This is a genomic window from Bacillus sp. GW823-FHT06B01, from assembly GCF_058952315.1.
Genome location: NZ_JBXAHR010000003.1, coordinates 259863 through 272181, shown reverse-complemented (window position 1 = coordinate 272181; position 12319 = coordinate 259863). Strand labels below are relative to the sequence as shown.

At 36.8% G+C, this 12319-nt stretch carries 13 protein-coding genes; 2 read left to right on the top strand and 11 right to left on the bottom strand.

Annotation, left to right across the window (positions count from 1 at the left end):
* The first annotated feature begins 132 nt into the window (after positions 1-132).
* The gene (locus AC1Q8N_RS14600) at positions 133-297 is read left to right on the top strand and encodes a hypothetical protein (RefSeq protein WP_000561154.1); all 165 of its coding nucleotides are present in this window, start codon (positions 133-135) and stop codon (positions 295-297) included.
* 197 nt (positions 298-494) lie between these two features.
* On the opposite strand, the gene glpD is transcribed toward AC1Q8N_RS14600, so the two are convergent.
* The 11 genes from glpD to AC1Q8N_RS14545 form a co-directional block, all read right to left on the bottom strand.
* Entirely contained in the window at positions 495-2177 is a 1683-nt protein-coding gene (glpD, locus tag AC1Q8N_RS14595; protein ID WP_000672824.1) for an aerobic glycerol-3-phosphate dehydrogenase, read from the bottom strand.
* A 133-nt stretch (positions 2178-2310) separates the two neighbouring features.
* A complete protein-coding gene (gene glpK / locus AC1Q8N_RS14590) occupies positions 2311-3801 on the bottom strand; it encodes a glycerol kinase GlpK (RefSeq protein WP_000760000.1) in 1491 nt (496 codons plus the stop codon).
* Positions 3802-3813: 12 nt separating this feature from the next.
* The gene (gene glpF / locus AC1Q8N_RS14585) at positions 3814-4635 is read right to left on the bottom strand and encodes a glycerol uptake facilitator protein GlpF (protein WP_001272205.1); all 822 of its coding nucleotides are present in this window, start codon (positions 4633-4635) and stop codon (positions 3814-3816) included.
* 228 nt (positions 4636-4863) lie between these two features.
* The gene (gene glpP, locus AC1Q8N_RS14580) at positions 4864-5424 is read right to left on the bottom strand and encodes a glycerol uptake operon antiterminator GlpP (RefSeq protein WP_000394296.1); all 561 of its coding nucleotides are present in this window, start codon (positions 5422-5424) and stop codon (positions 4864-4866) included.
* 87 nt (positions 5425-5511) lie between these two features.
* Positions 5512-5961, bottom strand: coding sequence for a helix-turn-helix domain-containing protein (locus AC1Q8N_RS14575; RefSeq protein WP_493521248.1), 450 nt, complete (start codon positions 5959-5961; stop codon positions 5512-5514).
* Between the two features lie 343 nt (positions 5962-6304).
* Entirely contained in the window at positions 6305-6505 is a 201-nt protein-coding gene (locus AC1Q8N_RS14570; RefSeq protein WP_000449229.1) for a sporulation YhaL family protein, read from the bottom strand.
* A gap of 76 nt (positions 6506-6581) precedes the next feature.
* Positions 6582-7454, bottom strand: coding sequence for an alpha/beta fold hydrolase (locus tag AC1Q8N_RS14565; protein WP_493521247.1), 873 nt, complete (start codon positions 7452-7454; stop codon positions 6582-6584).
* A gap of 239 nt (positions 7455-7693) precedes the next feature.
* The gene (locus AC1Q8N_RS14560) at positions 7694-7924 is read right to left on the bottom strand and encodes a Phr family secreted Rap phosphatase inhibitor (protein ID WP_048545392.1); all 231 of its coding nucleotides are present in this window, start codon (positions 7922-7924) and stop codon (positions 7694-7696) included.
* Complete coding sequence (locus tag AC1Q8N_RS14555) at positions 7924-9018, bottom strand: response regulator aspartate phosphatase (RefSeq protein ID WP_000500581.1); 1095 nt, start codon at positions 9016-9018, stop codon at positions 7924-7926. Before AC1Q8N_RS14555 ends, AC1Q8N_RS14560 begins: the two co-directional genes overlap by 1 nt.
* A 256-nt stretch (positions 9019-9274) precedes the next feature.
* Positions 9275-10252, bottom strand: coding sequence for a ring-cleaving dioxygenase (locus AC1Q8N_RS14550; protein WP_098847863.1), 978 nt, complete (start codon positions 10250-10252; stop codon positions 9275-9277).
* A 44-nt stretch (positions 10253-10296) separates the two neighbouring features.
* Positions 10297-11241 (bottom strand): ring-cleaving dioxygenase, encoded by a 945-nt coding sequence (locus AC1Q8N_RS14545; RefSeq protein WP_098079739.1) that lies wholly within the window; start codon positions 11239-11241, stop codon positions 10297-10299.
* Positions 11242-11669: 428 nt separating this feature from the next.
* On the opposite strand from AC1Q8N_RS14545, the gene AC1Q8N_RS14540 reads away from it, so the two are divergent.
* On the top strand, positions 11670-12182 hold the full coding sequence (locus tag AC1Q8N_RS14540; protein WP_076535881.1) for a hypothetical protein: 513 nt from the start codon (positions 11670-11672) through the stop codon (positions 12180-12182).
* Positions 12183-12319 lie beyond the last annotated feature (137 nt).

The window sequence follows — 12319 nt, the reverse complement described above, 5'->3', positions numbered from 1 at the left end:
CCTCATATCCGTATTCATTTGTCTTGTTCCCTATTTTAAAACATAATACAATTGAAATGTAACTTAATAAGCTATAACTAGTAGGTGTGATAATCATCTCTTCCATTTTGAAAAAAAGGGGGAGGTGATAAAATGATCGCGATGTTTGTAATTAAATTAGTGTATGGTATCCTAACCGGAGCTGGCGTTGTCATCGGTAGAAGATACGTCGGTCCGTGGCTAATTTCTGTATACAAAAAAGCGAGAACCACCCTGCTTCGTGGAAAAGGTAAGGGCGGTTCTCGGCTAAAACGTTAATGTAATTGTCTTATAACCGCACCTACTACCACCACAATAGCAAGTTAGGTTACACAAGGCAGAAGTTTCTCAGGCTTCTGTCTTCTTTATTTTATGCAAAATTCATACTATATACTCTATCATCATTGTAACACATTTTATTTATTTTTAGTCAAGATAAAAACCACCTAAAGGCTCCCCTTCAGGTGGTTTCTATTTTACGCTAATGCAGCTGCTTGTTCTTGTTGATCTACAGGAATGACAGCGTCTGTTAATGCTTTTTCTAATTCTGCTGTGTATTTCATTTGCTCTTCTTTGCTCCAGCCTAGTTTCGCAGCCATGTAGTTGATTACTGCTTCTTTCCACTCGTATACCCAGTGAATGTTGAAGAATACAGCGCCTCTGCGGCGTACGAAGAAGTCAACTGGTTTTGCTGTCATTTCGTAATCCATTGCGTATACAAGTGGGATTAGAACGTCTAGCGGCATGTTGTATTCTTTCGCTTCGTCTTTATGTTTTTTCGCTAAGTCGAACAGTACGTCAACGTTAGAGCCATAGAATTTCGCGAATTCTTCTGCTTGTGCTTTCGTTAAACCAGATTTCGTACCTTCGTCTGCTTTTTTCGCAACGAATGCTGGGAATCCGTGTGAACCACTTACATGTCCACCAGAGATTGGCATATGTTTCGTGTCGCTCTTCGGATATGCACTATGACCCTCTTTTTGTAGTAAGTTCGTTACGTAGTCTACTACCATTTCAGCCATTTTACGGTATCCTGTTAATTTACCACCAGCGATTGTAATTAAACCAGATTCAGAAGTCCAAATTTCATCTTTACGAGAAATTTCAGATGCATTCTTACCTTCTTCATAAATTAACGGACGTACACCAGCCCAGCTTGACTCCACATCTTTTTCTGTAATTTTCACACTTGGGAACATGTAGTTAATCGCATTAATGATATATGTGCGATCTTCTGTTGTCATGTGCGGTACAGCTGCGTCTTTATCATAGAACGTATCTGTTGTACCTACGTATGTTTTTCCGCCGCGAGGAATCGCGAACACCATACGTTTATCTGGTGTATCGAAGTAAATAGCTTGCCCTAATGGGAAACGTTTTTGGTCAATTACTAAATGCACACCTTTTGATAACTGAAGTACTTTCCCTTTTTTCGAGTTATCTTTTTCACGAAGTGTATCTACCCAAGGGCCAGCTGCGTTTACAATTTTCTTACCGTACACTTCATATACTTCGCCATCTAGTAAATCGATTACACGTACACCGCATACTTTTCCATCTTTATATAAGAAACTGTCTACTTTTGCGTAGTTAACAGCTTTCGCACCGTGTTCAATCGCTTCTTTCATTACTTCAATTGTAAGACGCGCATCGTCTGTACGATATTCTACGTAGTAACCGCCGCCTTTTAATCCTTCTTTTTTTACAAGAGGCTCTTTGTTTAATGTTTCTTCACGGTTAAACATTTTTCTGCGCTCGCTTCGTTTTACGCCTGCTAAGAAGTCATATACACGAAGACCAATTGATGTACTGAATGATCCGAACGTACCGCCTGTATGGAACGGAAGTAACATCCACTCTGGTGTTGTTACATGGGGACCGTTCTCATATACGATCGCACGCTCTTTCCCCACCTCTGCTACCATTTTCACTTCAAGTTGTTTTAAATAACGTAGACCACCGTGTACAAGCTTCGTTGAACGACTTGATGTACCTGCTGCAAAGTCCTGCATTTCAAACACAATTGTTGATAACCCGCGTGTTGCTCCATCTAATGCAATACCAGAACCAGTAATACCTCCACCAATTACGATCACATCTAACTCTTGTTTATTTACTCCGTTTAATACGTCTTTACGTTGTTTACTTGAAAATTTCATGGTAATTCCTCCCTTTGATAACGAAAAAAGAGACCACGAACTCCGCTATAGATTTCGCCTCTATAGCGTGTTGTGGTCTCTCCAAATCTCCTACCGAATTATTAACTTGTCACCATTATAACACTGTTTATGATTATTTGAAAGCTTTTGTTGCTTCAATCGCTTTTTTCCATCCAGCATATAGCTCTTCGCTTGTTTCCGCTTCCATCGTTGGTTCAAAGCGTTTGTCCATATGCCACTGTTCTTTAATTTCATCTTGGTTTTTCCAATATCCAACCGCAAGACCAGCTAAGTATGCTGCACCTAAAGCTGTCGTTTCATTGATTACTGGACGCTCTACAGGAACATCTAAAATATCACTTTGGAACTTCATTAAGAAGTTATTTTTAACTGCTCCGCCATCAACGCGTAATGTTTTCAGTTCAATACCTGAATCTGCTTCCATTGCACATAATACATCTTTCGTTTGGTACGCTAAAGATTCTAGTGTTGCACGAATGAAATGCTCTTTCGTCGTACCGCGCGTTACACCAAACATAGCGCCGCGTACTTCACTATCCCAGTATGGTGTACCTAATCCTACGAATGCTGGTACAACGTATACACCGTCAGTTGATTCAACGCGAGAAGCATATACTTCACTCTCACTTGCATCTTTAAACATGCGCATTCCGTCACGTAACCATTGAATTGCAGAACCTGCTACGAAAATACTTCCTTCTAATGCATAGTTTACTTTACCATCTATACCCCATGCAATTGTTGTTAATAGACCATGCTCAGAAGCTACTGCTTTTTCACCTGTGTTCATTAACATGAAGCAACCAGTTCCGTAAGTGTTCTTCGCCATACCTTCACCGAAACAAGCTTGTCCAAATAATGCTGCTTGTTGGTCACCAGCTACACCTGCGATCGGTACATTTTGACCGAAGAAGTGATAATCAATTGTTTCGCCATATATTTCAGATGATGGACGTACTTCTGGAAGCATGCTCTTTGGCACTGTTAACATGTCTAGAAGCTCATCATCCCACTGTAAGTCGTGAATGTTAAACATTAATGTACGTGATGCATTTGAGTAATCCGTTACGTGCGCTTTACCGCCAGACAATTTCCATACAAGCCACGTATCAATCGTTCCGAATAATAGATCGCCGTTTTCTGCTTTTTCTCTAGCACCTTCAACATTATCTAAAATCCATTTTACTTTCGTACCAGAGAAGTATGCGTCAATTAAAAGACCTGTTTTTTCGCGAACCATTTCGCTATAACCTTTTTCTTTTAGCTCATCACAAATTTCAACTGTTTGACGAGATTGCCATACGATTGCGTTGTAAATTGGTTTTCCAGTCGTTTTATCCCATACAACCGCTGTTTCACGTTGGTTCGTAATACCGATACCAGCGATTTGTTCTGGTTTTACATCTGCTTCACTTAAGCAAGTTGCGATAACTGCTAAAATAGATCCCCAAATTTCTTGTGCGTTATGCTCTACCCAGCCTGGCTTTGGAAAATGTTGTGTAAACTCTTTTTGAGCTGAATGAACAATTTCACCTTTTTTATTGAAAAGAATTGCGCGTGAGCTAGTTGTTCCTTGGTCTAAAGAAAGAATATATTTTTTCATAATGGTTTCCCCCTATGCTACTTTTCTACTATTTGTATTGCTTTCACTTTTTTTACTTGTCATATAAGAGATTGCTAGTACAATCACAGTTGCAATAATCACATAAATAAGTGCTGCATTTTGTTTTCCTTCGAATACAACTTGATGGAATAATCCTGCAAGTGATCCACCTAGAATTGGACCAACTACTGGAATCCATGCATACTTCCAGTTCGAACCGCCTTTTCCTGCAATCGGAAGGAAGAAGTGTGCGATACGCGGACCTAAATCACGAGCTGGGTTAATCGCGTATCCTGTCGTTCCACCTAATGATAAACCAATACTTACAATTAAGAAACCTACGATAAATGGATTTAATCCATCTGCAAATTTATTTGCTCCAATTGCTAATATACCAAATACTAAAACGAATGTTCCAATCATTTCACTTAAAAGGTTTGTAAATGTGTTCGGAATTGCTGGGCCTGTTGCAAATACACCTAATTTTGTTCCTGGATCTTCTGTTTCTTTCCAGTGTGGTAAGTAATGTAAATATACAAGAACTGCCCCGATAATTGCCCCAATCATTTGTGCTGCGATATAACCTGGTACGTCACTCCATGGGAACGCTCCCTTAAATGCTAATCCTATCGTTAAAGCCGGATTCAAATGTGCCCCACTAATTGATCCAACTGCATACGCTGCCATAGCAACTGCTAAGCCCCAGCCCATTGTAATAACAATCCAACCAGAATCTTTCGCAAACGATTTCTTTAAACTTACACCAGCGCAAACGCCGCCACCAAGTAAGATTAACAACGCAGTCCCTACTAACTCTCCTAAAAATGCTGACATAGTATCCCTCCACAATCAATTTAAATGCGTTCAAATGTGATAGAGGTAAAATGAATGGCCATTCGTTTTTGTCAAAAGAAAAAGACCCACAGCTTTGCACGCTTCTATATAAATTTATATAGAAACAATGAAATGTGGATCTCTTCTTTTCTCCGTCACGTTTATTAACTTGTCTATAATGTTAACCTTTCATGAAAGCGGTGTCAACAGAATTTTTTCACATTTTCGTCACTTTTTTTGGTAATGTTTCCATAGTTCTTTTTTTGATGTCGTAATTGCTGTCGCACCAGCACTTAAAGCTCTTTCAACATCTTGCACAGTACGAATGAAACCACCCGCTAAAATCGGGACACCAGTACGCTCTTTCACTTCAGCAATCACATCCGTTAGCGCACCAGGGAGCACCTCTATATAATCCGGCTTCGTCTTTTCTAGCAAATTACAGCTCTTTTCCATCGCGCTAGAATCAATTAAAAAGATGCGTTGAATTGAGACGACACCCTTTTGCTTCGCCTTCATAATCACGCTCGCCTTTGTCGACAGTAACCCGTACGGTTTATATTCTTGGCATAAAAACTCCGTCGCATGCCCATCACTTTGTAATCCATGGATTAAATCAACATGTAAAAACACCTTTTTACTATGCTGCTTCGCAAGTGACACAACACTCTTCAATTGACCAACATGAATATCTAAAATAACAATATACTCATATGAACTATGTAATAGCTTTTCCAAATCTTTAATTTGCCTCACTGCCGGCAAAATCTTCTGTTCATGAAATTCCATTCTAAATTTCCCCTTCTTTATGTCATCCTATCCTTTATAGTACACAATTTGAGTAGAAAGAACAGCTAGTGCGGGGAATTATTTCTTCTATCTATATATTTTCTTCAACTTATCAGAAGCCATGCCACCTACAACCATTAAGATGAGGGGTAAAAAATTCATTACATACGGTGCATCTGCTACAAGTGTAATGCTCGCTCCGGCAAACTTATTTAGCATCCATACAACGATTTTTGTAATAAATAAAAATACGCCCACCATAAATAAACTATCGAAAAACACCTTCCATTTTGGATATGCTAACTGTTTACTATCGTTAATTACTTTTTGCGTCAACTCTTCATCACTCCTTAGCAACTCATCAATCGTAATACCGAACAGATCACTTAAATGAATAATAATTTCAATGCTCGGATAGTTCTTTCCTGTCTCCCATTTCGAAACAGATTGTCTACTTACATGAATTTTTTCAGCCAAATCATGTTGCGACCAATTTCGTTTTTCTCGTTCTTCTTTTAAACGTTCACTAAAAATCATACTGTGTTTATCACCTCTCTCCGTCTAGTATGGTCAAATAACGGATGAAGAGTAAAGCGAGTTGTCGTTGCGTAGGTGGTGCAACTTGTGCGTTACAGGTTGTAATGGGGCTATGTAGTGTGTCGATTTCATATATTTTTCTTCTATAATAATTTCCCGAACAATAATTGCGCTCCTTAACATTGTCGTTTCGTGTCGATAAGTCGATATCCCATGTCGAATCGTCGATATATTGAAAAAATCGTTGATATATTCCAAGTTGTGTTCGATATATTTGAAAAATCGTCGATATATTTCAGGAAATAAAAAAGTGGATAACAATACGTTATCCACTCTTCTCTAATTATAATAAAACCGAATCCTTATCACTATCCTGATTCCGCTTCTCTCGCTCTTCTTCTAAACGCTTCATATACACTTCGCCTTCTTTTTCGATAAACTCATTATCCATCTCTTGCTCTTTTTTTGAAGTATATAAAACCATGTAGCCACTTAATACGATCCCGACGATTACAAGATACACCCACCATGGTAAAGTTTCCACTGTACTTCATTCCTTTCCTTAGACAAGCCTTATTAGTTTCACTGTATGAGGAAAGAAGTGGATTTATGCTTAAATTTTATTGTGGATTCTTCGCGAAGAACGCTTGTACATATTCCATAAACTCTATTGGTTCCTGGCGAAACGGTGCGTGGTATCCTTTCTCAATGATATGGAACGTACTATCCGTAAATAGCTGATGATACAGTTCACCATTTTTCCAAGAAACGCTCTTATCGTGTCGTCCCCATATAATTAAAGTCGGCACCTTAATTTTGTCTGCTTCCATCGCAATGCGGCGCTCTCTCATTTTCGTAAGCTGATCATAATGTTCTTTATCGTCGCGACTATTTTTCACCGCACTTTTATTATAATCCGTAATCTCTGTTACAGTTTGTAAGTCTGTCGATAATGGCGGCACTTCATAACTTTCTTTTTGCTGGAAAGACTCTATCCCTGTAGAATCCGCTAAAATGAGATGCGTTACTGCATCCGGATATAAATACGCTAAATTTAGAGACATCTCTCCGCCCATCGAATGACCAAGTACTGCGAATTGATCGTATCCGAGTTTCTTCATTAACTTATAATATAAATTCACTTGCGCAGGAAACGAATACTGAAAATCAACCGGCTTAGAAGAACGACCAAACCCTAAAATATCAACCGCTATAATCGTATGGTCCTTTACAAGTTCCGGATAAATATCACTAAATCCATCAGATGAACCACCAAATCCGTGCAGCATAAGTAAAGGCGGCTTCCCCTCACCAATTTGCTTAAAATAAATCGTCTGTCCATCAATTTGCGCCATACTCTCTTTCGTATTCAGCTTCATCATAACAGTATTTTTCACTTCTCCAACTTTCGCAATCGGCTTATCAACGAAGTTACATACGATTAACAAAACGAGCACAATACCGCTAATAAAATAAAATTTAAACCGTTTCAAAATTCCCGTCTCCTTTCTCTTGTTGCTATTTAAAGTTTTTACATTATTTGGTTGTTTTATGATTAATTTTAATTGTAACTACTTTAGTTACAATTATACTAAAAAAATATTACTTACTTCTATTAATGATGTTCGTTTTGTAACTATTATAGTTACACATTTAAAGTAAGTCAATTCTTTTCTCTACATAGCCTCATAACAAAGAAAGGGACTTCATGTTGAAGTCCCTTTCTTTATCATTATAGTTGGCTTACTTCGCCGTCTCCTCTATTATCTGCTGGTGCTCCTCCATCTCCTTTATTGAAGTTGGCTGGCGCTCCTCCTGTGTCTCCTATATTAACATAGTCTGGTTTTGCTGGTGCTGGAACATCACCGTGCTCCGCTTGTTGTACAAAAGAACTATTTAAACCGACAGATACAATACCAACTAACACTATACCAGTTACAGCCATACCTATTTTTTTAAACATTATTTTAATGCTCCTCTCTCTATCTTCTTCTCTTTTGCCTGTAATGCTTTGTAAAAATAATCACTTGCTTTCATGTAATTAGCATCCTCACGAAACTTTATTGCAAGTTTTTCCACATATTCCTGAGTGTAACTATATAAAGATTCTTTATCAAAATAAGTAATTCCTTTAAGGATAATCTGCTCTAATTCTTTAATAGGAACATTACCATTTACTGCTTTTAAAATACTAAAATGATGTATATACTCTTCATTTTCTAACTCCATACAAATATTTAATCCTCTATCAATTAATTCTTCAGCAATGTTTGTTTCTCCCAGTTTAAAATGTTCCCTAGCTTGTAGGAAAATCGCTTTGAAATGTGCTGGGAATTTCTCTGTTACTTCCGAAAGATGTCGAATAGCTAGTGCAGAAAGGTTTTGACTTGCGTATAGCCATCCTAAATTATGACGTACCCTTAAAAGCAATATAGCGTTATCCTGTTTTTGTAGAATATCTATCGCTGAATTTAGACACTCTTCTGCTTGTTCATATTGCTTTATTTGTATGGCAGTTAGTCCTAAAAGATTTTGAGATAAAGCAATATTCATATCTTGTCCTGCTTGTTTTGAAAAAATTTCTTTAGCTTTATTTACATATTTTATTGTATTCATTGGTTGCCTTGTATTGTAGAAAAATGCAGAAAGACGATAACAGAATTCCCCATATTCTAATTCATCAGGAATATATTTTATTAGTGTTTTGGCCTTCTCATAACATCTACTTGCATCATTGTAATTTGATATTAGAGTTGCATGCATTGCCTTAAAAAAATAATAGTAATATGACAAACGATTTTCAGACGTTTTATAAATTTCATCAATTTTATCAAAACTATTTTTAGTAATTTGTAAGCCATCCGCCAGCACTTTATATCTAAAATCTAATAAAGAGTAATATAGCCATAAATCCCCATCCTCTTTTACATTAGAAAACTCACTCTCAATATCTTCCTTCATTTCCCTAGCTTTCTCTATATTTTGCTGCAACATTACACGATACCAATCATCTAAAGAATGTTTCATTTGCTCCCTTGTTACTACATCTGCTCCCATACACTCGCATCCCCTTTTCTCCAAACTTACAAAATTAGGATATTTATACAATTATCCAAATTGTATATTACCACCCCTTTTCTATGTATTGAAAAATAATTATCAGAAAATTAAATATTTTAATTAATTATACCAAAGTTTTCCTTTTTGATAACTTGAGAAAAAATTGTCAGAAAACTTTATAAAACAAATAAAAAAGCAAGCAGTTCCAGCGATCAGCTAAAACTACTTGCTCTCCTACTTACTATCTCTATTGTTACTCTTTAATAAATTCCTTCGTGCTTCTTACTGTATCAATTGGACGAACTAATTTTTCGATTTCTTCACGTTTTGGCTCTAGGAACGGAGGTAAAGATAATTTTTCGCCAAGTGTTTCATATGGCTCATCTCCCATAAATCCTGGACCATCTGTTGCAAATTCAAATAAGATTTGTGGTGCAACTCTTGCGTATAATGACTCGAAGAAGTGACGATTTACATAGCCAGATGAAGGAATCCCAACGCTACCAATTCTCTCAATCCATTCTTCTAGTACAGCCCGATCTTCTACGCGGAATGCAGCATGGTGCACTGTACCAAAACCTTGTTGCGCTTCTGGAAGAACCGTATTATGTTCTACAATAACAGATGCACCGTTTCCACCTTCGTTTACTTCAAATAAATAGAATTCTCCTTCTTGCGCAATCTCTTTAAATAATAAAACTTTTTCTAACACTTCTTTGAAGAAACTAAAGTTTGCGATACGAATAAATACAGGTCCTAAGCCAGTAATTGCATATTCTAATGGAACTGGACCGTTTTGCCACGGTGTACCTGATTCTATCCCTTTATCTAATTCATCAGAGATTAGTTGATAGTGTTGGTCATCAAAATCAACGAAAGAAAGAGTTTTCTTACCAAATTGTTCTTTAATTCCTGTATGCTCCACTTCAAGACGGTCAAAACGGTTCACCCAATACGCTAATGCTGCATCAGTTGGAACACGGAATGAAGTTTTTGAAATCTCATTTGTACCGTGGATCCCTTTTGGAACACCTGGGAAGTCAAAGAATGTCATATCTGTTCCTGCGCTACCTTTATCATCTGCGAAGAATAAATGGTACGTTTGAATATCATCTTGGTTTACTGTTTTTTTAACTAAACGCATTCCTAAAACGTGAGTGAAAAACTCATAGTTCTTTTCTGCACTACTTGTAATTGCTGTAACGTGGTGAATTCCTTTTAATTGGTTCATTTTATATTCCTCCAGTTGTTTTTAAAGTTTTATTTTTTCTTCTATTATTTCTCTTCAATAGGTGCTAATTTCGCTTCAATTTCTGCTCGCTTTTCTTCTAAGAACGGCGGTAAATCAAGTTTTTCTCCTAAATGCTCTACATCTCCATCAACTGTAAATCCTGGTCCATCTGTCGCAATTTCAAATAGGATTCCATTTGATTCGCGGAAGTATAAGCTTTTAAAGTAGAAACGGTCGATAATTCCAGAAGAATGGAAACCTTTTTGTATCACCTGTTCTTCCCAATAAGCTAGCTCTGCATCGTTTTTTACACGAATTGCTAAATGGTGAATGCTACCGCGGCCCGGTTTTTCAGTAGGACCATCTAAATATTTCACAACGATTTCTCCAAAGGCTTCTCCTTTAATAGACTGGAAAATCGCTTCTTCATCGCTTCGGCTAACTTCTGTATAACCAAATATGTCTGTTAGTGTACTCGCCAGTTTATCAAGTCTACGCACTGTCATTTCCACTGAACCCATTCCTTGAATTTGATGTTCAGCAGGAACTTCTGATTTCTCCCACGTCTCCCAGTGCTCCACTTTTTCTCCGTTTGAAACGATTAGCACGAGGCGAAGACCTTCAGCATCCTCAAATTGCAAAGCAGGACGATTTGCATATGTTGTTATTTCGCTATGTTTCACACCAAATTTCTCAAATCTTTCTTTCCAGTAATGTAAGCTTTCCTCTGAAGGAACGAGTAATCCGATTCGCGTAATTGCATTCGTACCACGGTATGTTTTTCCTACTAAAGGCATTTCAAAAAATGATAGTTCCGTACCTGGGCTTCCTGTTCTATCTCCGTAAAATAAGTGATACATCGATGGATCATCTTGGTTTACCGTCATTTTCACACGACGTAAACCAAGTACGTTTTTATAAAAATGATTATTCTCACTTCCGTTTTTTGTAACCATTGAAATGTGATGATGCCCTTTAATTTCATACATTGATAATTCCTCCGTTTCATTTTACTAGTCAAGTGATATCTAAAAAATAATATGCTTCTTAGCTTTTCAATTTATTCTCATTATGTTTTTGTAAATTCATCTTAGTTTTTACTGAATAAGTTACTTCGTTTTTTTAATCGAAAGCAAGTGAGTGTATGTTTTTCATATGACTCAATCGCTTTCGTTACTATCACTTTACAACTCAAGTGATTAAAAAGCAAGTAATTTATCTCGAATTCGAGATATTTTTTTATTGGATAACATTTTGAACTGGAGAATGATAAAGTGAAGGCTAATAATCAGTGGGGTTTTACTGTCCATTAACGCGGGATAAAGTATTCATACGAAGAGTAGACAACTTCTCCCCTTTAAAAAGGTTTATTACATGGTGAAAAGGAATGTTATCTATAAAAGAAAGGGGTTAATTTATGAATAAAAATATATCATTACTGACCTTATCATTATTCCTATATCTATCCGCTTGTTCGACTGAGACAAACACTGGTAGTACATCTACTACTGAACAACCAAAAGTAAAAACTGCCTCAATACAACAAGAGGAAAATCGTAAACCTATTTTCTTTCAAGGCAAGGAAATAAAGAAAATTGAGCTTATATCCACTAAGGTAAAAAATACAAAAGCAGTTATAAATCTAGAGTTTGATCAAATTATTAAATCCATGGAACATACAGGAATAGATAAGGATCGAGAAAGAGTTATTCCTCTTTTGCTAGATGATGAGGCTAAAGCAAATATTGATTATCAAATGAATGTAAATTACCAAGATCATTCCAATGAAACATATTTAATTTGGCTAGAGGATAAAAAAGTTATAATTGCTCGTCAAGATAATGAAGAACAAAAAAATCTAGAACATTACATAATAAGGGATACAGATGCTCAACAAATATTAAGTTTATTTAAGAACAATGTAGAATAACAATAAGCTGCCCATATGGACAGCTTATTGTATTTTTTCTGAACTGCTGGCGGTACTCAATTAAAAAATTGATATGCTCCCATTCTAGTGGCAAGATATGTTTTATTTGTTCTTCGTTACGCCCATGCGTACTTCTT

Coding starts and splice junctions, on each gene's coding strand:
- AC1Q8N_RS14600 (WP_000561154.1), top strand. CDS start 133: ATGATCGCGATGTTTGTAATTAAATTAGTGTATGGTATCCTAACCGGA.
- glpD (WP_000672824.1), bottom strand. CDS start 2,177: ATGAAATTTTCAAGTAAACAACGTAAAGACGTATTAAACGGAGTAAAT.
- glpK (WP_000760000.1), bottom strand. CDS start 3,801: ATGAAAAAATATATTCTTTCTTTAGACCAAGGAACAACTAGCTCACGC.
- glpF (WP_001272205.1), bottom strand. CDS start 4,635: ATGTCAGCATTTTTAGGAGAGTTAGTAGGGACTGCGTTGTTAATCTTA.
- glpP (WP_000394296.1), bottom strand. CDS start 5,424: ATGGAATTTCATGAACAGAAGATTTTGCCGGCAGTGAGGCAAATTAAA.
- AC1Q8N_RS14575 (WP_493521248.1), bottom strand. CDS start 5,961: ATGATTTTTAGTGAACGTTTAAAAGAAGAACGAGAAAAACGAAATTGG.
- AC1Q8N_RS14560 (WP_048545392.1), bottom strand. CDS start 7,924: ATGTTTAAAAAAATAGGTATGGCTGTAACTGGTATAGTGTTAGTTGGT.
- AC1Q8N_RS14555 (WP_000500581.1), bottom strand. CDS start 9,018: ATGGGAGCAGATGTAGTAACAAGGGAGCAAATGAAACATTCTTTAGAT.
- AC1Q8N_RS14550 (WP_098847863.1), bottom strand. CDS start 10,252: ATGAACCAATTAAAAGGAATTCACCACGTTACAGCAATTACAAGTAGT.
- AC1Q8N_RS14545 (WP_098079739.1), bottom strand. CDS start 11,241: ATGTATGAAATTAAAGGGCATCATCACATTTCAATGGTTACAAAAAAC.
- AC1Q8N_RS14540 (WP_076535881.1), top strand. CDS start 11,670: ATGAATAAAAATATATCATTACTGACCTTATCATTATTCCTATATCTA.